Origin of the sequence: Pseudomonas furukawaii (assembly GCF_002355475.1) — a bacterium.
In the GTDB taxonomy this organism is placed as follows: domain Bacteria; phylum Pseudomonadota; class Gammaproteobacteria; order Pseudomonadales; family Pseudomonadaceae; genus Metapseudomonas; species Metapseudomonas furukawaii.
In genome coordinates this window covers 4,914,936-4,935,557 of the sequence record NZ_AP014862.1, presented here as the reverse complement: position 1 = coordinate 4,935,557, position 20,622 = coordinate 4,914,936, and the positions used below count along the sequence as shown (strand labels likewise).

Genomic DNA, 20,622 nt, shown 5'->3' with positions numbered 1-20,622 from the left:
AGGAGGGAGTCGGATGGCCGTCCCTTCCCGAGCTTTGTTCGTCCCGGGCGGCGGAAGTTCGATCGCCGTGGCGAAATGCCGCCCCGGATCAGAGTGCCTTCAGCAGGATCCGCTCGCTGGCCGCCAGGTCCAGGTCGTGGCGTTCGCCCAGGGCGGTCATGCCGTGGCGTTCCAGCTGCGCCAGTACCCGGGGAATCACGTCGGCGTCCAGCCCGTGTTCCGACAGGCGGGTAGGTACGCCCATGCGCTTGAAGAAGTCGCGTGTGGCGCGGATGGCACCGTCGATGCGATCGTCTTCCTCACCTTCCTTCAGACCCCAGACCCGCAGGGCGTACTGCAGCAGCTTCTCCCTCTTCGCCTGGCGGCGCTCGGCCAGCAGGGCCGGCAGCACCAGTGCGAGGGTCTGGGCGTGATCGATGTGATAGAGCGCGGTCAGTTCGTGGCCGATCATGTGGGTGGACCAGTCCTGGGGAACGCCGCAGCCCAGCAGGCCATTGAGGGCCTGGGTCGCGCACCACATGAGGTTGGCGCGGACCCGGTAGTCCTCCGGATCGGCCAGGGCCTTGGGGCCTTCCTCTATCAGGGTCTGCAGCAGGCCCTCGGCGTAGCGGTCCTGCAGCGGTGCGTCGGCCGGGTAGGTGAGGTACTGCTCCAGGGTATGGACGAAGGCGTCGACCACGCCGTTGCCGATCTGCCTTGGCGGCAGGCTGAAGGTGGTCCGTGGGTCGAGGATGGCGAAGCGGGGGTAGAGCAGGGCGCTGGAGAAGGAGAGCTTCTCCTGGCGGGCGACATGGGTGACCACGCCGTGGGGATTGCTCTCCGATCCGGTGGCCGCCAGGGTCAGGACGCAGCCCAGGGGCAGGGCGGCGGCGATGCGCCTGCCGGTCAGCAGCTCCAGCGGGTCCCCCTCGTGGCAGGCCGCTGCGGCGATGAACTTGCTGCCGTCGATCACCGAGCCGCCACCGACCGCGATGATGAAGTCGCAACGCTCGGCCCGTGCAAGCTCGGTGGCTTTCACCAGGGTGTCGAACTGCGGATTGGGCTCGATGCCGCCGAAGCGGGTGACCGGGTGGCCGGCCAGGGCTTGTTCCACCTGCTGCCAGACGCCGTTCTGGAAGATGCTGCCGCCGCCGTGGGTCACCAGTACCCGGGCGCCCTCGGGAACGTCACGTGCCAGCTTGGCGATCTGGCCTTCGCCGAAGTGGATTCGGGTGGGGTTGTAGAAGGTGAAGTTGCGCATGGCCGGCTCCCTGATCGTGACCGGCCGACTATAGCCGTGGCGCGCCCCGTTCGAATCTATGGGGCACCATTCAGCGGCGATGGACTTGGGCCGGGGGATAGCGCTTCCTATAATGCGCGCCCGCCCGAAGGTTGGCGATGGGAGTGAGCGGCATGAGTACAGACGAACGTTTTGGTGGCATCGCCCGGCTTTATGGGCTGGATGGCCTGGCCCGGCTGCAGGCGGCCCATGTGGCGGTGGTCGGCATCGGCGGCGTGGGCTCCTGGGCGGCCGAGGCCCTGGCCCGATCCGGCGTCGGCGAGATTTCCCTGTTCGACCTGGACGATGTCTGCATCACCAACACCAATCGCCAGGTGCATGCCATCGACAGTGCCGTGGGCAAGGCCAAGGTGGAGGTGATGGCCGAACGCATCCGTGCCATCAATCCCCTTTGCCGGGTCCACGCGGTGGCCGACTTCGTCACGCGCGAGACCATGGCCGAGTACATCACCCCCGACCTGGACGGCGTGATCGACTGCATCGACAGCGTGGCCGCCAAGGCGGCCCTGATCGCCTGGTGCAAGCGGCGCAAGATCCAGATCGTCACCACCGGTGGTGCGGGCGGCCAGGTGGACCCGACCCAGATTCAGGTGGCCGACCTGAACAAGACCTTCAACGACCCCCTGGCGGCCAAGGTGCGTTCGATGTTGCGCCGCGACTACAACTTCTCCCGCACGCCGGGCCGCACCTACAGCGTGCCCTGCGTGTTCTCCACCGAGCAGCTGCGTTATCCGAAGCCGGACGGCACCGTGTGCCAGCAGAAGAGCTTCGTCGGCGAAGGAGTGAAGCTGGACTGCGCCGGCGGCTTCGGCGCGGTGATGATGGTCACCGCCACCTTCGGCATGGTAGCGGCGGCGCGCATTGTGGATAAGTTGGTGGCTGGCGCGCGGCGGCCTTCGGAGCGCGCGCCTGCCTAGGGACGGCTGCGCCGTCCTTTCGCGAATGCATTCGCTCCCACATACCCGTAGGTTGTGGCTGAGCTACGCGAAGCCCAACATCCCGGCGTTGGGCTTCGTTCCTCAGCGCCAACCTACGGGCGGGACTGAGTCCCGCTTAGCGAATGAATTCGCCCCCACAAGGTTCAGGCCTGGGCCAGCTCGGCCATCTTCTTCAGGACGGCGTTTAGGCCGTTGCTGCGTGACGGCGACAGCTGCCGGGCCAGCCCCAATTGGTTGAACCAGTCGGCCAGGTCGACGCCGGCCAGTTCTGCTTCGGTCATTCCGTTGACCCGGGCCAGCAGCACGGCCAGCAGGCCACGAATCAGCCGCGCATCGCTGGCGGCACGAAACCGCCAACGGTCGTCCGTTCGCTCGCCCACCAGCCAGACCTGGCTTTCGCAGCCATGTACCCGGTTGGCGTCGCCGCGCTCGCCGTCGCCCAGGGGATCCAGACGCTCGCCCCATTGCATCAGCAGGCGCGCACGCTGCTCCCAGCTGCCGGCGGCGGTGAAGGCTTCAAGTGCCGCCTGGGCGTTATCGGACAGGGTCATCTCAGCAGCTCCAGGGCATTGTCCAGAGCGCCGAAGAAGCGCTCCAGGTCGTCGCCGTCGTTGTAGAGCCCCAGGGACACGCGAATAGAGCCAGCCAGGCCCAGAGTCTGCATCAGGGGCATGGCGCAGTGGTGACCGGCGCGAACGGCGATCCCCTGCTCGGTGAGCAGGTGGGACAGGTCGGCATTGTGCACGCCGTCGACGGTGAAGCTGGCCAGGGCCAATTGCGGCTCGCCCAGCAGTCGCACGCCTTCCCGGGCCTTGAGACCCGCCAGCAACTTGGCATGGAGGGCGGCTTCGTGGCCGGCGACGGCGGCGCTGTCCAGGTTGCCGAGGTAGTCCAGTGTGGCGCCCAGGGCGATGACCGACGCGATGGCCGGTGTGCCGGCCTCGAAGCCCAGGGGGGCGCCGTGGAAGTCCGCGTGCTGGTAGTGGGCGCTGTGCACCATCTCTCCACCGAACTGCCAATGCCGCAGTCGCGCCAGGGCCTCGCCGCGCCCGTAGAGCACGCCGACGCCATCCGGCCCGTAGAGCTTGTGGCTGGAAAAGGCGTAGAAGTCGCAGCCCAGGGCCTGCATGTCGTGGCGACCATGGACGGCACCCTGGGCGCCGTCCACCACGGTGATCGCACCCTGGGTCCGGGCCAGCGCCAGCAGCTCGGCCAGGGGTTGCCAGCGCCCCAGCACATTGGACAACTGGCTGACCGCCAGCAGGCGCGTGCGGGGGCCGATCAGCTCCCGGGCCGGCCCTGGGTCGATTTCGCCCCGGTCATCCAGGGGAAGTACCTGGAGCTTGAGCTGGCGGCGCAAGGCCAGTTGCTGCCAGGGGAGCAGGTTGGCGTGGTGTTCCAGGGCGCTGATGACGATCTCGTCACCGGGCTGGAAAAGGTGTTCAAGTCCGTAGGCCAGCAGGTTGATGGCCTCGGTGGCGCCCCGGGTAAAGATAATCTGCGCCGGGTTCGCGGCGTTCAGCCAGTGGGCCACGCGCGTCCGGCTGTCCTCGAAGGCCCGGGTGGCCCGCTCGCCCGGGAGGTGCTGGGCGCGGTGCACATTGGCCGCGCCGCTGGCGTAGTAGCCGAGGAGGGCGTCGAGTACGGCCTGGGGCTTCTGCGCGGTGGCGGCGCTGTCCAGGTAGGTCTGTCCTTCGGCGTCCAGGGCCGAAAGGGCGGGAAAGTCGGAGCGCCAGGGAGATGGAAGCATGACAATGGGCCTGAAGCCGGGAGGCGGGAACTGAAAAGCCGGCGTCGGATGCTGGCGAGCGTCCGGCTCCGGCTTCCTTCGTACAGCTTAGTTATGCGCGTGAAGGGCTTCGTTCAGCTCGATCGCGGTCTTGTTGGTCTTGCACTCGACGGCGCCGTTCTGCGAGTTGCGGCGGAACAGCAGGTCAGGCTGGCCGGCGAGGTCGCGGGCCTTGACCACTTTCACCAGGGCGTTCTTGTCGTCCAGCAGGGCCACCTTGGTGCCGGCGGTGATGTACAGGCCGGCTTCGACGATGTTGCGGTCGCCCAGCGGGATGCCGATGCCGGCATTGGCGCCGATCAGGCAGCCTTCGCCCACGGAAATGACGATATTGCCGCCGCCGGAGAGGGTGCCCATGGTGGAGCAGCCGCCGCCGAGGTCGGAGCCCTTGCCGACGAAGACGCCTGCGGACACGCGACCTTCGATCATGCCCGGGCCTTCAGTACCGCCGTTGAAGTTGATGAAGCCTTCGTGCATCACGGTGGTGCCTTCGCCGACGTAGGCGCCCAGGCGCACGCGGGCGGTGTCGGCGATGCGCACGCCGCTCGGAACCACGTAGTCGGTCATCTTCGGGAACTTGTCCACGGAGAAGACCTCGAGCAGTTCGCCCTTGAGGCGGGCTTCCAGTTGCAGCTCCGCCAGCTCGGCGAGGTCCACGGCGCCCTGGTTGGTCCAGGCGACATTGGGCAGCAGGGGGAAGATGCCGGTCAGGTTGAGGCCGTGGGGCTTGGCCAGGCGATGGGAAATCAGGTGCAGCTTGAGGTAGGCCTCGGGCGTGGAGGTCAGCGCGGCGTCTTCGGCCAGCAGCGTGGCGACCAGTGGCTTCTGGCTCTCGGCCAGGCGGGTCAGCAGGCCGGCCTGGGCGGCGTCGACGTTCTTCAGGGCGTTTGCCAGCTCGGCGGCCTGGGCCTTGGTGATGGCGATGGCCTGGTTGCCACCGGCGTAGCCGAGGATCGGGGTGACGGCAGCGGCCAGTTCGGCGGAGGGCTTGAGCAGGGGCTGGGCGTAGAAGACTTCCAGCCAGTTGCCCTGGCGGTTCTGGGTGCCGACGCCGAAGGCGATGCTGAAGAGTGCGTTGGACATGGGGGTTCCTCTTGCTTAAGGGGGGAGATTCGGCGTCCGGGCCGTGCAGGTCATTGGACGCCGGTTCGGTGATCGGGGTTACCTGAGCGCCGCGGCGTAGAGGTCCGGCTTGAAGCCCACCAGGGTGCGGTCACCCAGGTCCAGCACCGGCCGCTTGATCATGGACGGCTGGGCCAGCATCAGCTCGATGGCCCTGGCCTGGTCCAGGTCGGCCTTCTGGGCGTCGTCCAGTTTGCGGAAGGTGGTGCCGGCGCGGTTCAGCACGGTTTCCCAGCCGTGCTCGTCGCACCATTTTTCCAGGCTGGCGCGGTCGATGGCAGAGGCCTTGTAGTCATGGAAAGCGTAGGCCACGTCGTGCTCTTCGAGCCAGGTGCGGGCCTTCTTCATGGTGTCGCACGCCTTGATGCCGTAGAGGGTGATGTTCATGTCGCGTTCCTCGTGAATCTTACAGGCTCTTGATGAAGGCGCGGATGCGCTCGGCCGCTTCCACGCATTCGGCCAGCGGGGCCACCAGGGCCATGCGGACGCGGCCGGCACCAGGATTGAAGCCGTCGACCGGACGGGACAGGTAGGAGCCCGGCACCACGGTGACGTGCTCGCGGGCGAAGAGCTCGCGGGTGAAGGTCTCGTCGTCCACCGGGGTCTTCGCCCAGAGGTAGAAGCCGCCGTCCGGGCGCTGCACGTCCATTACCGGGGTGAGGATATCCAGCACGGCGTCGAACTTCTCGCGGTACAGGGCGCGGTTGGCGCGCACATGCACTTCATCGTTCCAGGCGGCGACGCTGGCCAGTTGGGTCTGAACCGGCATGGCGCAGCCGTGGTAGGTGCGATACAGCAGGAACGCCTTGAGGATCCCGGCATCGCCGGCCACGAAACCGGAGCGCAGGCCCGGCAGGTTGGAGCGTTTGGAGAGGCTGTGGAAGACCACGCAGCGGGCGAAGTCCGAGCGGCCCAGTTCGGCGCAGGCGGTGAGCAGACCAGCCGGTGGATTCTGTTCGTCGAAGTAGAGCTCGCTGTAGCACTCGTCGGCGGCGATGACGAAGTCATGTTCGTCGGCCAGGGCGATGAGTTTCTTCAGGGTCTCCAGCGGGATCAGGGCGCCCGTGGGGTTGCCCGGGGAGCAGAGGAAGAGGATCTGGCAGCGCCGCCAGATCTCCGCCGGGACGGCGTCGAAGTCCGGGTTGAAGCCGTTCTCGGCCAGGCAGGGCAGGTAATGGGGTTCGGCTCCGGCCAGCAGGGCTGCGCCTTCGTAGATCTGGTAGAAGGGGTTCGGGCTGACCACCAGGCCCTTGTCGGCGCGGTTCACCACGGCCTGGGTGAAGGCGAACAGGGCCTCGCGGGTGCCGTTCACCGGCAGCACATGGCGCGCGGCGTCCAGCCAGCCGGTCGGCACCTTGAAACGACCTTCGCACCAGGTGGCGATGGCCTCGCGCAGGGCGGGCAGGCCCAGGGTGGTGGGGTAGACCGCCAACTGGTCAAGGTTGGCCGTCAGCGCTTCGGCGACGAAGGAAGGGGAGCGGTGCTTCGGCTCGCCGATGGAGAGGGCGATGGCGTTCTTTTCCGCCGGAGGTTGGGCGCCGGCCAGCAGTGCGCGGAGTTTTTCGAAAGGGTAGGGCTGGAGCAGGTTCAGGGCTTCGTTCATGGCTGCAGGGTGTCAATGGAAGGTCGTGGGTGGTGCGGTGCAATGCGGCCTGCGGCCTTGTTGCACCCTACGGGTTCAGATATTCACGCGCGTCGGGCTCTGGCCCTGGCCGTTCGCCTGTGAGAGCTGGGAAACGATCGCGTCCTGCAGTCGTCGGCAGAGTTCCGGGTCGGAAAGCGGCTGGTTGTTGGCGTCGGTGACGAAGAAGACGTCTTCCACGCGCTCGCCCAGGGTCGCGATCTTGGCATTCTGCAGCGACAGGTCGAACTCCAGGAAGATGCGGCCGATGCGGGCCAGCAGGCCGGGGCGATCCGGTGCGATGAGTTCGAGCACGGTCACCGGGCGCTGGGCGTCGTTGGAGATGGTCACCTGGGGCGGGAAGGCGAAGTGTTTGAGCTGGCGCGGCACCCGGCGCTGGATGATGGCCGGGTAGTCGTCGGGGTTCTTCAGGGCGTCGATCAGGCCTTCGCGGATCTCTCGGATGCGCGCGGGGTTGTCGCCGATCCTGCCGCCATCGGCGTCCAGCACTATGTAGGTGTCGAGGGTGAACTGGCTGGTGGAGGTGATGATCCGCGCGTCGTGGATGTTCAGGTTGAGCTGGCTCATGGCGGCCACGGTCACGGCGAAGAAGTCGTGCTGGTCCGGGGCGTAGATGAAGATCTGCGTGGCGCCCTCGAATTCCCGCTGGGCGGTTTCCTTGATCAGCACCAGGGGGTCGTTGCCGGCCGGGTGCTGGAGGATGGCCTCGGTGTGCCAGGCGACGTCGCTGGCGGTATGGCGCAGGAAGTAGTCGTCGCCCAGCTGGGACCAGAGTTGCTCGGCTTCGTCCTGGTCGATGCCGTTGCGCACCAGGATGTCGATGGCGGCTGACTGGGTCTGGCGGATCTGCTCCTCGCGATCGAGGGGATTTTCCAGGCCCCGGCGCAAGGCGCGCTTGGTCTCGGTGTAGAGCTGGCGCAGCAGGCTGGCGCGCCAGGAATTCCACAGGCTGGGGTTGGTGGCGTTGATGTCGGCCACGGTGAGCACGTAGAGGTAGTCCAGGCGGGTCTGGTCGCCCACCAGGCGCGCGAAGTCATAGATCACCTGGGGGTCGGAGAGGTCCTTGCGCTGGGCGGTGGTGGACATCACCAGGTGCTGTTGCACCAGCCAGGCCACCAGTCGCGAGTCCCAGACGGGCAACTGGTGCCGTGTGCAGAAGGCCTCGGCATCGACGGCACCCAGCTCCGAGTGGTCGCCGCCCCGGCCCTTGCCGATGTCGTGATAGAGGCCGGCCAGGTAGATCAGCTCCGGCTTGGGCAGCTTGTCGATGAGCTTGCTGGCCAGGGGGAATTTCTCGGCCAGTTCCGGCCACTTCAGTTTGCGCAGGTGCTTGATCAGGTTGAGGGTGTGCGCGTCCACGGTATAGATGTGGAACAGGTCGTGCTGCATCTGGCCGATGATCTGGCCGAACTCGGGCAGGTAACGCCCGAGGATGCCGTAGCGGTTCATGCGTCGCAGGTTGCGGTGGATGCCCTGGGAGGACTTGAACAGTTCGATGAACAGGCTGGTGTTGCGGATGTCCTTGCGGAAGTCGTCGTCGATCAGGTGGCGACTGTCCCGCAGCAGGCGGATGGTGTCGGCGCGCACACCCTTGATCTCCGGGTGCTGGGCCATCAGCACGAAGACCTCCAGCAGGGCGAAGGGGGTGCGCTTGAAGACGTTGGGGTGGGTCACTTCGATGTAGCCGTCGCGCAGCTGGAAGCGGCTGTTCAGCGGCTGCGCCTGGCCGGATTCTCCCGCACGAAGTATGACTTCCTCGAAATGCTGGGTGACCAGGTCACTGAGTTCGGATACGCCCATGACCACCCGGTAGTACTTCTGCATGAAGCGCTCGATGCCGAGCTTGCCGTCGCCATCCTCGAAGCCCAGCAGTGTGGCGATCTTCCGTTGGTGATCGAACAGCAGGCGGTCCTCGGCCCGTCCCGCCAGCATGTGCAGGGCGTAGCGAACCTTCCAGAGGAACTCCTGGCTGGAGGCCAGCACGCTGCATTCGCTTTCCACCAGGAAGCCCTGCTGGACCAGGCCATGAAGGTTGAGGCTGCCGAACTGTCGGCGGGCGACCCAGAGGATGGTCTGGATGTCCCGCAGGCCGCCGGGGGAACCCTTCACGTTCGGTTCCAGGTTGTACTCGGTGTCGTTGTACTTCGCGTGGCGAGCCTTCTGCTCCTGATGCTTGGCGAGGAAGAAGTGCTTGCTCGGCCACATGCGGTCCGGGCTGGTGACCTCCAGCATGCGCTGGCGCAGGTGCTCCGGGCCCGCGATGGTACGGCTTTCCATCAGGTTGGTGATCACCGTCAGGTCGGCACGGGCTTCCTCGGCGCACTCCTCGACGGAGCGCACGCTCTGCCCCACTTCCAGGCCGATGTCCCAGAGCAGGGTGAGGAAACCCTCGATGGGCTCGCGGAAAACCTCATGGTCGGCACTGTCCAGCAGGATCAGCAGGTCGATGTCCGAGTAGGGATGCAACTCGCCCCGGCCGTAGCCGCCCACGGCCAGCAGGGCGATGTCGGCATCCTCGCTCCAGTCGAAGCGCTCCCAGGCCGCCCGCAGGATCTGGTCGACGAACCAGGCCCGATCTTCCACCAGGCGGCGGATGTCACGGCCACCGGAGAAACGGTCGTCCAGCACCTCGCGGGCCCGGCGGATGACCTTCTTGAAGGCCGCGATGGGGCTGGACTTCAAGGCCAGTTCCGCCTGGAACTGCCCGCGGTCGAACAACTCGGGATCCACCTGAGGCATGGACGGCCTTCCTTATGGCTGGAGGTTGGTCAGGGCGAGACGCGGGGCAGGGTGTCGTCGCTGCGCAGGGTGAGGATCTCGTAGCCGTCGGCGGTCACCAGCACCGTGTGCTCCCACTGGGCGGACAGCTTGCGGTCCTTGGTGATGGCGGTCCAGCCGTCGCCCAGCAGGCGGGTTTCGGGACGGCCCTGGTTGATCATCGGTTCGATGGTGAAGGTCATGCCTTCCTTGAGCTCCAGGCCGGTTCCGGCCCGGCCGTAGTGCAGGACCTGGGGCTCCTCGTGGAACACCGCGCCGATGCCGTGGCCGCAGTACTCGCGGACCACCGAATAGCCCAGCTTCTCGGCGTGCTTCTGGATCACTTCGCCGATGTCGCCCAGGCGTGCGCCCGGCTTCACCAGCTGGATGCCCTTGTACATGCACTCCTGGGTCACGCGGCAGAGTTTGTCGGCCCACTCGGGCGCCTTGCCCACCAGGAACATCTTGCTGGTGTCGCCGTGATAGCCGTCCTTGATGACGGTGACGTCGATATTGACGATGTCGCCTTCCTTCAGGGGCTTCTCGTTGGGTATCCCATGGCACACGACGTGGTTGACCGAGGTGCAGATGGACTTGGGGAAGCCCTTGTAGTTGAGCGGGGCGGGAATGGCCTGCTGCACGTTGACGATGTAGTCGTGGCAGATGCGGTCCAGCTCCTCGGTGGTCACGCCGGGTTTGACGTGCTCGCCGATCATCTCCAGCACTTCGGCGGCCAGGCGGCCGGCAACGCGCATTTTCTCGATTTCGGCGGGCGTCTTGATGGTGACGGTCATGGCGGCTCTCAGGCGAATCTATATAAAGAGGGCAATCTTAACAGTACGAAGCCGAAAGCTTGAAGCGCGGGGGAAGACGGAAGGGGCTGCGGGAGCGTGGAGGGATCGGCGTTGATCCCAAGCGCCTGGGCGAGGATCGGGCGTGAACGGAAGCTCCGGTATTCGTATAGCTTCGAGGCGTTTTTTGTGCTATAAAACGCGCCGCTTTACGGGCATGCCGTCCGTGAAGCCTGAACCCACACACGTATCGACACGATTTCCTGGGTGCCCGCAAGGGTTGGAGATTGGGATGCGTGGAGGCCTAACCCGACTTATCAAGGAACTATCATGTCCCAAGTCAATATGCGCGATATGCTGAAGGCCGGTGTGCACTTCGGCCACCAGACCCGTTACTGGAACCCGAAAATGGGCAAGTACATTTTCGGCGCGCGCAACAAGATCCACATCATCAACCTTGAAAAGACCCTGCCGATGTTCAACGAGGCCCTGTCCTTCGTTGAGAAGCTGGCTGCAGGCAAGAACAAGGTTCTGTTCGTCGGCACCAAGCGTTCCGCTGGCAAGATCGTGCGTGAAGAAGCAGCCCGTTGCGGCGCTCCCTACGTCGACCACCGCTGGCTGGGCGGCATGCTGACCAACTACAAGACCATTCGTCAGTCGATCAAGCGCCTGCGCGAGCTGGAAACCCAGTCCCAGGACGGCACCTTCGCCAAGCTGACCAAGAAAGAAGCCCTGATGCGCACCCGCGATCTCGAGAAGCTCGAGCGCAGCCTGGGTGGTATCAAGGACATGGGCGGTCTGCCGGACGCTCTGTTCGTGATCGACGTTGATCACGAGCGCATCGCCATCAGCGAAGCCAACAAGCTGGGCATCCCGGTTATCGGCGTAGTCGATACCAACAGCAGCCCGGAAGGCGTTGACTACGTCATCCCTGGCAACGACGACGCCATCCGTGCCGTTCAGCTGTACCTCTCCAGCGTTGCTGATGCTGTAATCCGCGGTCGTCAGAATGCCGCTGGCGGTCCTGACGAGTTCGTCGAAGAAGCCGCTTCCGAGGCCGCAGAAGGCTGAGTTGTCAGCCATCTAGCGTTACCCGGTGCGCAAGAAGGGGGCTAGGCCCCCTTTTTGCCACCTTCGAGTTATGAATGCCCGGAACGTCGGGCTGAATGGTTGAAAACCTATTCAAGAGGATTGCGACATGGCAGAGATTACTGCAGCCCTGGTTAAAGAACTGCGCGAGCGCACCGGCCTGGGCATGATGGATTGCAAGAAGGCCCTGACTGCCGCTGATGGCGATATCGAGAAAGCCATCGACGACATGCGCGCCGCTGGCGCCATCAAGGCTGCCAAGAAGTCCGGCAACATCGCCGCCGAAGGCTCCATCGCCGTCAAGGTCGCTGACGACAACAAGGCCGCCGTCATCATCGAAGTCAACTCCCAGACCGACTTCCTGGCTCTGCAGGACGACTTCAAGGGCTTCGTCGCCGCGACCCTGGAGCAAGCCTTCGCCGAGAAGCTGACCGACGCCGCTCCGCTGATCGCTTCCCGTGAAGAAGCTCGCCTGGCCCTGGTGGCCAAGACCGGCGAAAACGTCAACATCCGTCGCCTGACCCGCGTCGAGGGTGATGTTGTCGGCGCCTACCTGCACGGTCACCGCATCGGCGTGGTCGTTGCCCTGAACGGCGGTACCCCGGAACTGGCCAAGGACATCGCCATGCACGTGGCTGCCAGCAACCCGCAGTTCCTGAACGCTTCCCAGGTTTCCGAAGAAGCCATCGCCAAGGAAAAGGAAATCTTCCTGGCCCTGAACGCCGACAAGATCGCCGGCAAGCCGGAAAACATCGTCGAGAACATGGTCAAGGGCCGTATCGCCAAGTTCCTCGCCGAAGCCAGCCTGGTCGAGCAGCCGTTCGTCAAGGATCCGGAAGTCAAGGTGGGTGACCTGGCCAAGAAAGCCGGCGCCGAGATCGTGTCCTTCGTTCGCTACGAAGTGGGCGAGGGTATCGAGAAGGTCGAAGTGGACTTCGCTGCCGAAGTGGCTGCTCAAGTCGCTGCAACCAAGCAGTAAGACGGCTTCGGCTGTCGCCCCGCAAGAGGCTGCCCGCTTACGCGCGCGGCCTCTTCGTCAAACTGGGGAACCGAATCGGGGCGGTTTCCGCGGCGGGCCCGCAAGGCGGGCACCAACAGCCGTTTGCGCAGTCTGAGGACTCGCCAGTACATCGGGCCGCAAGGCCCACCCATTCAGAAAGCGCCGCAGGAGAGATACGCAATGGCTCAGCAGGTGAGTGGTCGCCAACCTCGCTACAAACGCATTCTGCTCAAACTCAGCGGTGAGGCCCTGATGGGCTCCGAGGAGTTCGGCATCGATCCCAAGGTCCTCGATCGCATGGCGCTGGAAATCGGCCAACTGGTCGGTATCGGCGTGCAGGTCGGCCTGGTGATCGGCGGTGGCAACCTCTTCCGTGGGGCGGCCCTGAGCGCCGCCGGCATGGATCGTGTGACGGGCGATCACATGGGAATGCTCGCCACCGTGATGAACGCCCTGGCCATGCGCGATGCGCTGGAGCGTTCCAACATCCCCGCCATCGTGATGTCCGCGATCTCCATGGTCGGCGTGACCGATCACTACGACCGCCGCAAGGCCATGCGCCACCTGAGTTCGGGCGAAGTGGTCATTTTCTCCGCCGGTACCGGCAATCCCTTCTTCACCACCGATTCGGCCGCCTGCCTGCGGGCCATCGAGGTGGATGCGGATCTGGTGCTCAAAGCCACCAAGGTGGATGGCGTGTACACTGCGGACCCGTTCAAGGACCCCAATGCCGAGAAGTTCGAGCACCTGACCTACGACGAGGTGCTGGATCGCAAGCTGGGTGTCATGGACCTCACGGCCATCTGTCTGTGCCGTGACCAGAAGATGCCGCTGCGGGTCTTCAATATGAATAAACCGGGTGCCCTGCTGAACATCGTGGTCGGCGGCGCCGAAGGAACCCTGATCGAGGAGGGCGAACAGTGATCAACGAGATCAAGCAAGAAGCGCAGGAGCGCATGAAGAAATCCCTGGATGCGCTGGATACCGCATTCGCCAAGATCCGTACCGGCCGCGCGCACCCCAGCATCCTGGATGGCGTGATGGTGTCCTACTATGGCGCCGATACCCCCCTGCGCCAGGTGGCCAACGTGGTGGCCGAGGACTCCCGCACCCTGGCCCTGACCGTGTTCGACAAGAGCATGATTCAGGCCGTCGAGAAGGCCATCATGACCTCCGATCTGGGGCTCAACCCGGCCACCGCCGGTACCACCATCCGTGTCCCCATGCCCGCCCTGACCGAGGAAACCCGCAAGGGCTTCACCAAGCAGGCGCGTGCCGAGGCCGAGAACACCCGGATCGCCGTGCGCAACATCCGCCGCGACGCCCTGGCCCAGCTCAAGGACCTGGTGAAGGAAAAGGAAATCAGCGAGGACGAGGAACGCCGTGCCGCTGACGACGTCCAGAAGCTGACCGACAAGTTCGTCGGTGATGTGGACAAGGCTCTGGAAGCCAAAGAAAAAGACCTGATGGCCGTCTGACGTCCGGAGTCGTCATGGACAAACTCCAGCAAGGCGCCAACCCGGCGGTGCCACGTCATGTGGCAATCATCATGGACGGTAACAACCGTTGGGCGAAGAAGCGCCTGCTGCCAGGCGTCGCCGGCCACAAGGCCGGCGTCGACGCTGTCCGTGCGGTGATCGAGGTGTGTGCCGAGGCCGGCGTCGAGGTGCTCACCCTGTTCGCCTTTTCCAGTGAGAACTGGCAGCGTCCGGCGGACGAGGTCAGCGCCCTCATGGAGCTCTTCCTGGGGGCTCTGCGCCGCGAGGCCCGGCGCCTGTCCCAGAACGATATCCGCCTGCGCATCATCGGTGACCGTTCGCGCTTCCATCCGGAGCTGCAGGCCGCCATGCGCGAGGCCGAGCAGCTCACCGCCGGTCACCAGAAGTTCGTCCTACAGGTCGCCGCCAATTACGGCGGTCAATGGGACATCACCCAGGCCGCCCAGCGCCTGGCGCGGGAGGTCCAGGCGGGCCACCTGCAGGCCGAGGACATTACCCCCGAGCTTTTGCAGGGCTGTCTGGTCACCGGCGACCTGCCGCTTCCCGACCTGTGCATCCGGACCGGTGGCGAGCACCGCATCAGCAACTTCCTGCTCTGGCAACTCGCGTATGCCGAGCTCTATTTCTCCGACCTCTTCTGGCCTGACTTCAAGCACGAAGCCATGCGCAAGGCGCTGGCCGACTTCGCCAAGCGCCAGCGTCGCTTCGGCAAGACCAGCGAGCAGCTAGAAGCCGAGGCACGAGCCAAATGCTGAAACAACGCGTCATCACCGCCCTGGTGTTGCTGCCCATCGCCCTTGCGGGTTTCTTCTGGCTGAACGGTGGCGCCTTCGCGCTGTTCATCGGTGCCGTGGTGACCCTCGGTGGCTGGGAGTGGGCACGCCTGGCGGGCTTTTCCGCGCAGCCCCTGCGAATCGCCTATGGCCTGCTGGTGGCCGCCCTGCTCTATGGTCTCTACCTGGTTCCCGCCCTGGCGCCGCTGGTGCTGGTGCTGGGGGTGCTCTGGTGGGGGGCTGCCACTGTGCTGGTGCTGGGTTATCCCGATACCGCCCGTTACTGGACGGGGAGCCTCGCCAAGCTGCTGATCGGTCTGTTGATTTTGCTCCCGGCCTGGCAAGGGCTGGTGCTGTTCAAGCAATGGCCGTTGGCCAATTGGCTGATTCTTGCCGTCATGGTGCTGGTATGGGCCGCCGATATCGGCGCCTATTTTTCCGGGAAGGCCTTCGGCAAGCGCAAGCTGGCGCCTGCCGTCAGCCCCGGCAAGAGTTGGGAAGGCCTGGTGGGCGGCCTGCTGGCCAGTCTGGCGATTACCGCGGGTGTCGGTCTTTATCGTGGCTGGATCGGCGCAGAACTCTTGCTCGCGCTCGCCGGCGCCGCGCTGGTGGTACTGATCTCCGTCGTGGGTGACCTCACCGAGAGCATGTTCAAGCGTCAATCCGGCATCAAGGACAGCAGCAACCTGCTGCCCGGCCATGGCGGCGTGCTCGACCGCATCGACAGCCTGACCGCCGCCATCCCGTTGTTCGCGGCGCTGCTCTGGGCCGCCGGCTGGGGTGCTCCGTGAATCGACCGCAGCGCATCACCGTCCTCGGGGCTACCGGCTCCATCGGCCTCAGCACCCTGGATGTCATCGCGCGTCATCCCGAGCGATACCAGGCCTTCGCGCTCACCGGCTTCACCCGCCTGGCGGAACTGGAGAGGCTGTGCCTGCGCCACCGGCCCCGGTTCGCCGTGGTTCCTGATGCCGGTGCCGCTCGTCAGCTCCAGGCGGCATTGAGCGCCGCCGGCCTGCCGACCCGGGTACTGGTTGGGGAGCAGGGGCTTTGCGAGGTCGCCGGACACCCCGACGTGGACGCCGTGATGGCGGCGATCGTCGGGGCGGCCGGCCTCAAGCCCACCCTCGCGGCCGTGGAGGCCGGCAAGCGTGTCCTGCTGGCCAACAAGGAAGCGCTGGTGATGTCCGGTGCCCTGTTCATGCAGGCGGTGCGCCGCAGCGGTGCGGTGCTGCTGCCCATCGACAGCGAGCACAACGCCATCTTCCAGTGCCTGCCCCAGGACTATGTGCGCGGGCTGGGTGCCGTTGGCGTGCGCCGTATCCTGCTCACCGCGTCCGGTGGCCCCTTCCGGGAAACGCCCCTCGAGCGGTTGCCCGACGTCTCTCCCGAACAGGCCTGCGCGCATCCCAACTGGTCGATGGGACGCAAGATCTCCGTGGATTCGGCGAGCATGATGAACAAAGGGCTGGAGCTGATCGAGGCCTGCTGGCTGTTCGATGCCCGACCCGCGCAGGTGGAGGTGGTGATCCATCCCCAGAGCGTCATCCATTCCCTGGTGGACTATGTGGATGGGTCCGTGCTGGCGCAGTTGGGCAACCCGGACATGCGTACCCCCATTGCCTACGCGCTGGCCTGGCCGGAGCGGATCGACTCCGGCGTGTCGGCGCTGGACCTGTTCAGCGTTGCGCGCCTGGACTTCCAGGCGCCCGATGAGCAGCGTTTTCCCTGCCTGCGCCTGGCGCGCCAGGCGGCGGAGGAGGGGGGCAGCGCGCCCGCCATGCTCAATGCGGCCAATGAAGTGGCGGTAGCGGCATTTCTGGAGCGCCGCATCCGTTTCACGGAGATCGCGAGTATCATCGATGAGGTGCTGAACCGCGAAGTCTCCGCTGCGGTCGAAACGCTGGATTCCGTCCTTGAGGCCGATCGGCGCGCCCGCGAGGCGGCGTGTCGATGGCTGGCCCGGGCGGGGCGGTAATCCGCTGTTGTAATTCGTCCGGGCGAACCGGCCGGGGCGAGGCGAGAATTGATCGGTTGAATGCGGCATGGCTGCATGGGTTTCCGGCCTTCAGGGTGTCCTGGCGCCGAATCGATAGTGCGGGCGGTGTTCTCCCGCCCGGCTGTCCCGGAGGAATGCGATGAGCGCGCTGTATATGATTCTTGGCACCCTGGTGGCTCTCGGGGTGCTGGTGACCTTCCACGAATTCGGGCACTTCTGGGTGGCTCGACGTTGTGGGGTCAAGGTCCTGCGATTCTCCGTGGGCTTCGGGACGCCGCTGTTCCGCTGGCATGATCGTCAGGGGACGGAGTTCGTGGTCGCGGCCATTCCGCTGGGCGGCTACGTGAAGATGCTCGACGAGCGCGAGGCCGAGGTGCCTGCGGAAATGCTCGAGCAGTCCTTCAATCGCAAGCCGGTGGGGCAACGCATCGCCATTGTCGCCGCCGGCCCCATCGCCAACTTCCTGCTCGCCCTGCTGTTCTTCTGGATTCTGGCCATGCTGGGCAGCCAGCAGGTACGCCCGGTCATCGGCAGCGTCGCTCCCGACAGCATCGCCGCCCAGGCGGGGCTTGTGGCTGGCGAGGAAATCGTCTCGGTGGACGGCAAGGCCGTTACCGGGTGGAACCAGGTCAACCTTCAGCTGGTACGGCGCCTGGGCGAAAGCGGTGCCCTGCTGGTGGGCGTGCGCGAGGCCGGTGCCAGCACCGAGCAGACCCGTCAGCTGCAGCTCAACGACTGGCTCAAGGGCGTCGAAGAGCCCGATCCCATCGGCGCGCTGGGTATCCAGCCCTGGCGTCCGGCCATCCCGCCGGTGTTGGCCGAGTTGGATCCCAAAGGGCCCGCCCAGGCTGCGGGCCTCAAGAGCGGCGATCGCCTGCTGGCCCTCGACGGGCAGCCGCTGGATGACTGGCAGCAACTGGTGGAGCGCGTCCGCAAGCGTCCGGGCGAGCGGGTCGTGCTCAGCGTGGAGAGTGAGCGGCAGGTCCGGGATGTGAGCGTGATGCTCGCGGCCCGGGGCGAGGGCGAAAACCGCACCGGCTACTTGGGGGCGGGCGTGAAGGGTGTCGAATGGCCCCCGGAAATGCTCAGGGAAATCAGCTTCGGACCGCTGGAGTCGGTCTCTGAAGCCGCCGCCCGGACCTGGTCCATGAGCCTGCTAACTCTGGATTCCCTAAAGAAAATGTTGCTTGGCGAGCTCTCGGTAAAAAACTTGAGCGGGCCGATAACCATTGCTAAAGTGGCGGGCGCTTCGGCCCAGTCCGGGGTGGGGGACTTCCTGAATTTCCTCGCCTATCTGAGCATAAGCCTGGGGGTTCTCAATCTATTGCCGATTCCCGTCCTGGATGGGGGGCACCTGCTGTTCTACCTGATCGAAATGGCGCGAGGCCGCCCATTGTCGGAACGGGTGCAGGCTTGGGGGGTACAGATTGGTATCAGTCTAGTCGTGGGGGTGATGTTGCTTGCCCTGGTGAACGACCTGAGCCGACTGTAACGAGTCACAGAATGCCGAGTCTGCCGCCTTGCGCGGCAGATTCTTTATTACCGGTTGGAATAAAAAAGGACTTCATGAAACGCCTGCTGCTACCTGCGGTGCTTGCCGCACTCATGATCGCCGAGGTTCACGCCGAGTCCTTCACCATCTCCGACATCCGCGTCAATGGCCTGCAACGGGTATCCGCCGGCAGCGTGTTCGGTGCCCTGCCGCTCAACGTCGGCGAGACCGCGGACGACCGTCGCCTGGTCGAGGCCACTCGCGCGCTGTTCAAGACCGGTTTCTTCCAGGACATCCAGCTCGGCCGTGATGGCGATGTGCTGGTTGTCACCGTAGTCGAACGCCCGTCGATTTCCAGCATCGAGATCGATGGCAACAAGGCGATCAGCACCGAAGACCTGCTCAAGGGCCTGAAACAGTCCGGTCTGGCCGAGGGCGAGATCTTCCAGCGAGCCACCCTCGAAGGCGTGCGCAACGAACTGCAGCGCCAGTATGTGGCCCAGGGCCGCTATTCCGCCGAGATCGAGGCCGAAGTCATTCCCCAGCCCCGCAACCGCGTGGCCTTGAAGATCACCATCAACGAAGGCTCGGTCGCCGCGATCCAGCACATCAATGTGGTGGGCAACACCGTATTCTCGGACGAAGACCTCAGCGATCTGTTCGAGCTGAAGACCACCAACTGGCTGTCCTTCTTCAGGAACGACGACAAGTACGCCCGCGAGAAACTCTCCGGTGACCTGGAGCGCCTGCGCTCCTATTACCTGGACCGCGGCTACATCAATATGGATATCTCCTCGACCCAGGTATCCATCACGCCGGACAAGAAGCACGTCTACATCACCGTCAACGTGGACGAGGGCCAGAAATACACCGTCCGTGAAGTGAAGCTCTCCGGTGACCTCAAGGTGCCCGAGGAGGATGTGAAGTCCCTGCTGCTGGTGCAGGAGGGCCAAGTGTTCTCCCGTAAGGTCATGACCACCACCTCCGAGCTGATCACCCGTCGCCTCGGCAACGAGGGCTACACCTTCGCCAACGTCAACGGCGTGCCGGAAGCCCACGACGAGGACAACACCGTGTCCATCACCTTCGTGGTGGATCCGGGCAAGCGCGCCTACGTCAACCGCATCAATTTCCGTGGCAACACCAAGACCGAGGACGAGGTGCTGCGTCGCGAGATGCGCCAGATGGAGGGTGGCTGGGCCTCGACCTACCTGATCGACCAGTCCAAGACCCGCCTGGAGCGCCTCGGTTTCTTCAAGGAAGTGAACGTCGAGACCCCGCAGGTGCCCGGTACCGATGACCAGGTCGACGTGAACTACACCGTCGAAGAGCAGCCTTCCGGCTCCATCACCGCCAGCGTCGGCTTCGCCCAGAGCGCGGGCCTGATCCTGGGCGGCTCCATCAGCCAGAACAACTTCCTGGGTACCGGCAACAAGGTCAGCATCGGCCTGACCCGCTCCGAGTACCAGACCCGCTACAACTTCGGTTTCGTCGACCCCTACTGGACGGCCGATGGTGTCAGCCTGGGTTACAACGCCTTCTACCGGACCACCGACTACGACGACCTCGACGTCGATGTGTCCAGCTACGCCGTGGACAGCTACGGTGCCGGTGTCAGCATCGGCTACCCCATCAGCGAAATCTCCCGCCTGACCTACGGCCTGACCGTGCAGCAGGACAAGATCAACACCGGCGTCTACACCGTCGACGAGATCTTCGACTTCATCGAACAGGAAGGCGACAGCTACCTGAATTTCAAGGGCTCCGTCGGCTGGTCCGAATCCACCCTGAACAAGGGCGTCATGGCGACCCGTGGCCATTCCCAGAGCCTGGTGCTGGAATCCACCATTCCGGGCAGCGACCTGTCCTTCTTCAAGCTCGACTACCGCGGCCAGCTGTTCACCCCGCTGACCCAGAACACCGCCCTGCGCTGGCACACCGAGCTGGGCTACGGCGACAGCTACGGTTCCACCTCCGAGCTGCCGTTCTACGAGCACTATTTCGCCGGTGGCTTCAACTCCGTCCGCGGCTTCGAGGATAGCAGCCTTGGCCCACGCAGTACCCCGAGTCGCGGCCAGGCCGTCACCGGGAACGAAGGTACGGTCGCCGACCCGGACCAGGATCCGCTGCCCTTCGGTGGCAACGTGCTGATCCAGGGCGGTGTCGAGTACCTGTTCCCGATGCCCTTCGTCAAGGATCAGCGCCAGCTGCGCACCGTGCTGTTCTGGGACGTGGGTAACGTGTTCGACACCAGTTGCTCGTCCACCGCGACCAACTGCAGCAGTATCAACGCTGGCGACCTGGCCAGTTCCGTGGGTGTGGGCCTGACCTGGATCACCGCCCTCGGTCCGCTGAGCTTCAGCCTGGGTATGCCGGTCAAGAAACCGGACAATGCCGACACCCAGGTGTTCCAGTTCTCCCTGGGGCAGACCTTCTAAGTGTGTTCACCAAG

General features: G+C 65.0%; 18 protein-coding genes. 10 read left to right on the top strand and 8 right to left on the bottom strand.

What is annotated here, in order from left to right:
- Positions 1–88: 88 nt before the first annotated feature.
- Entirely contained in the window at positions 89–1,240 is a 1,152-nt protein-coding gene (locus tag KF707C_RS22845; RefSeq protein ID WP_004421063.1) for an iron-containing alcohol dehydrogenase, read from the bottom strand.
- Between the two features lie 152 nt (positions 1,241–1,392).
- Between KF707C_RS22845 and tcdA the strand changes: the two genes are divergently transcribed.
- Complete coding sequence (tcdA, locus tag KF707C_RS22840; protein WP_036992174.1) at positions 1,393–2,196, top strand: tRNA cyclic N6-threonylcarbamoyladenosine(37) synthase TcdA; 804 nt, start codon at positions 1,393–1,395, stop codon at positions 2,194–2,196.
- 164 nt (positions 2,197–2,360) lie between these two features.
- Here the strand turns inward: tcdA and KF707C_RS22835 are convergent, their stop codons facing one another.
- The 7 genes from KF707C_RS22835 to map all read right to left on the bottom strand — a co-directional run bounded on the left by KF707C_RS22835 (position 2,361) and on the right by map (position 10,321).
- Positions 2,361–2,768, bottom strand: coding sequence for a SufE family protein (locus KF707C_RS22835; protein WP_004421065.1), 408 nt, complete (start codon positions 2,766–2,768; stop codon positions 2,361–2,363).
- Complete coding sequence (locus tag KF707C_RS22830; RefSeq protein ID WP_004421066.1) at positions 2,765–3,967, bottom strand: aminotransferase class V-fold PLP-dependent enzyme; 1,203 nt, start codon at positions 3,965–3,967, stop codon at positions 2,765–2,767. The genes KF707C_RS22835 and KF707C_RS22830 overlap by 4 nt, the downstream gene beginning before the upstream one ends.
- 87 nt (positions 3,968–4,054) lie before the next feature.
- Complete coding sequence (dapD, locus tag KF707C_RS22825) at positions 4,055–5,089, bottom strand: 2,3,4,5-tetrahydropyridine-2,6-dicarboxylate N-succinyltransferase (protein ID WP_004421067.1); 1,035 nt, start codon at positions 5,087–5,089, stop codon at positions 4,055–4,057.
- A gap of 78 nt (positions 5,090–5,167) precedes the next feature.
- Positions 5,168–5,515, bottom strand: coding sequence for an ArsC family reductase (locus KF707C_RS22820; RefSeq protein ID WP_004421068.1), 348 nt, complete (start codon positions 5,513–5,515; stop codon positions 5,168–5,170).
- Between the two features lie 19 nt (positions 5,516–5,534).
- Positions 5,535–6,731 carry a succinyldiaminopimelate transaminase gene (dapC, locus tag KF707C_RS22815; protein WP_004421069.1) on the bottom strand — a complete coding sequence of 399 codons (1,197 nt, stop codon included), beginning with the start codon at positions 6,729–6,731 and terminating at the stop codon, positions 5,535–5,537.
- A 75-nt stretch (positions 6,732–6,806) separates the two neighbouring features.
- Entirely contained in the window at positions 6,807–9,509 is a 2,703-nt protein-coding gene (locus tag KF707C_RS22810) for a [protein-PII] uridylyltransferase (RefSeq protein WP_004421071.1), read from the bottom strand.
- Between the two features lie 29 nt (positions 9,510–9,538).
- Positions 9,539–10,321, bottom strand: coding sequence for a type I methionyl aminopeptidase (gene map, locus KF707C_RS22805; RefSeq protein WP_004421072.1), 783 nt, complete (start codon positions 10,319–10,321; stop codon positions 9,539–9,541).
- A 327-nt stretch (positions 10,322–10,648) separates the two neighbouring features.
- Here map and rpsB point away from each other — a divergent pair, with 327 nt between their 5' ends.
- The 9 genes from rpsB to bamA all read left to right on the top strand — a co-directional run bounded on the left by rpsB (position 10,649) and on the right by bamA (position 20,608).
- Positions 10,649–11,389 carry a 30S ribosomal protein S2 gene (rpsB, locus tag KF707C_RS22800; protein WP_004421073.1) on the top strand — a complete coding sequence of 247 codons (741 nt, stop codon included), beginning with the start codon at positions 10,649–10,651 and terminating at the stop codon, positions 11,387–11,389.
- 127 nt (positions 11,390–11,516) lie between these two features.
- Positions 11,517–12,386 (top strand): translation elongation factor Ts, encoded by an 870-nt coding sequence (tsf, locus tag KF707C_RS22795; protein WP_004421074.1) that lies wholly within the window; start codon positions 11,517–11,519, stop codon positions 12,384–12,386.
- A 201-nt stretch (positions 12,387–12,587) separates the two neighbouring features.
- Positions 12,588–13,331 carry a UMP kinase gene (pyrH, locus tag KF707C_RS22790; protein ID WP_004421075.1) on the top strand — a complete coding sequence of 248 codons (744 nt, stop codon included), beginning with the start codon at positions 12,588–12,590 and terminating at the stop codon, positions 13,329–13,331.
- Positions 13,328–13,885 (top strand): ribosome recycling factor, encoded by a 558-nt coding sequence (gene frr, locus KF707C_RS22785; RefSeq protein ID WP_004421076.1) that lies wholly within the window; start codon positions 13,328–13,330, stop codon positions 13,883–13,885. The genes pyrH and frr overlap by 4 nt, the downstream gene beginning before the upstream one ends.
- A gap of 14 nt (positions 13,886–13,899) precedes the next feature.
- A complete protein-coding gene (uppS, locus tag KF707C_RS22780) occupies positions 13,900–14,661 on the top strand; it encodes a polyprenyl diphosphate synthase (RefSeq protein WP_004421077.1) in 762 nt (253 codons plus the stop codon).
- The gene (locus tag KF707C_RS22775; protein WP_004421080.1) at positions 14,655–15,470 is read left to right on the top strand and encodes a phosphatidate cytidylyltransferase; all 816 of its coding nucleotides are present in this window, start codon (positions 14,655–14,657) and stop codon (positions 15,468–15,470) included. Before uppS ends, KF707C_RS22775 begins: the two co-directional genes overlap by 7 nt.
- Entirely contained in the window at positions 15,467–16,657 is a 1,191-nt protein-coding gene (gene ispC / locus KF707C_RS22770; RefSeq protein ID WP_004421081.1) for a 1-deoxy-D-xylulose-5-phosphate reductoisomerase, read from the top strand. The genes KF707C_RS22775 and ispC overlap by 4 nt, the downstream gene beginning before the upstream one ends.
- A 160-nt stretch (positions 16,658–16,817) precedes the next feature.
- Positions 16,818–18,170, top strand: a complete 1,353-nt coding sequence (gene rseP / locus KF707C_RS22765; protein ID WP_004421082.1) for a sigma E protease regulator RseP — start codon at positions 16,818–16,820, stop codon at positions 18,168–18,170.
- Positions 18,171–18,244: 74 nt separating this feature from the next.
- Positions 18,245–20,608: an outer membrane protein assembly factor BamA gene (gene bamA / locus KF707C_RS22760; RefSeq protein WP_004421083.1), complete on the top strand. Its 2,364-nt coding sequence runs from the start codon at positions 18,245–18,247 to the stop codon at positions 20,606–20,608.
- Positions 20,609–20,622: the final 14 nt, after the last annotated feature.

Coding starts and splice junctions, on each gene's coding strand:
- tsf (WP_004421074.1), top strand. CDS start 11,517: ATGGCAGAGATTACTGCAGCCCTGGTTAAAGAACTGCGCGAGCGCACC.
- map (WP_004421072.1), bottom strand. CDS start 10,321: ATGACCGTCACCATCAAGACGCCCGCCGAAATCGAGAAAATGCGCGTT.
- KF707C_RS22820 (WP_004421068.1), bottom strand. CDS start 5,515: ATGAACATCACCCTCTACGGCATCAAGGCGTGCGACACCATGAAGAAG.
- rpsB (WP_004421073.1), top strand. CDS start 10,649: ATGTCCCAAGTCAATATGCGCGATATGCTGAAGGCCGGTGTGCACTTC.
- KF707C_RS22775 (WP_004421080.1), top strand. CDS start 14,655: ATGCTGAAACAACGCGTCATCACCGCCCTGGTGTTGCTGCCCATCGCC.
- dapC (WP_004421069.1), bottom strand. CDS start 6,731: ATGAACGAAGCCCTGAACCTGCTCCAGCCCTACCCTTTCGAAAAACTC.
- KF707C_RS22835 (WP_004421065.1), bottom strand. CDS start 2,768: ATGACCCTGTCCGATAACGCCCAGGCGGCACTTGAAGCCTTCACCGCC.
- tcdA (WP_036992174.1), top strand. CDS start 1,393: ATGAGTACAGACGAACGTTTTGGTGGCATCGCCCGGCTTTATGGGCTG.
- rseP (WP_004421082.1), top strand. CDS start 16,818: ATGAGCGCGCTGTATATGATTCTTGGCACCCTGGTGGCTCTCGGGGTG.
- bamA (WP_004421083.1), top strand. CDS start 18,245: ATGAAACGCCTGCTGCTACCTGCGGTGCTTGCCGCACTCATGATCGCC.
- uppS (WP_004421077.1), top strand. CDS start 13,900: ATGGACAAACTCCAGCAAGGCGCCAACCCGGCGGTGCCACGTCATGTG.
- KF707C_RS22810 (WP_004421071.1), bottom strand. CDS start 9,509: ATGCCTCAGGTGGATCCCGAGTTGTTCGACCGCGGGCAGTTCCAGGCG.
- dapD (WP_004421067.1), bottom strand. CDS start 5,089: ATGTCCAACGCACTCTTCAGCATCGCCTTCGGCGTCGGCACCCAGAAC.
- pyrH (WP_004421075.1), top strand. CDS start 12,588: ATGGCTCAGCAGGTGAGTGGTCGCCAACCTCGCTACAAACGCATTCTG.
- KF707C_RS22845 (WP_004421063.1), bottom strand. CDS start 1,240: ATGCGCAACTTCACCTTCTACAACCCCACCCGAATCCACTTCGGCGAA.
- KF707C_RS22830 (WP_004421066.1), bottom strand. CDS start 3,967: ATGCTTCCATCTCCCTGGCGCTCCGACTTTCCCGCCCTTTCGGCCCTG.